A 248-nucleotide genomic window follows, 5' to 3' on the forward strand; every position below is an offset into this window, starting at 1 on the left:
ATGATGGAAAAGATCCTGCGCGCGATGGGCGAGCGCAAAGCCTCCGACGTGTACCTGTCGGCCAACTCGCCGATCCAGATCAAGATCAACGGCGTCTGCGCCCCACTCAACGCCCAGCCGCTGCCGGTGGACGGGCCACTGCAACTGCTCTCCGAGATCATCACCGAGGCGCAGTTGCAGGAGTTTCACGACACCCTGGAACTCAACATCGCCGTGCCCCTGCCCGGCGTGGGGCGGTTCCGGGTGAG

Annotated in this window: 1 pseudogene; it reads left to right on the forward strand. The window is 64.5% G+C overall.

The window, feature by feature from the left end:
- Nucleotides 1–248 (forward strand): annotated as a pseudogene (locus HA630_RS26860) (type IV pili twitching motility protein PilT); the annotation flags it as partial.

The organism is Aquabacterium sp. A08, from assembly GCF_011742065.1.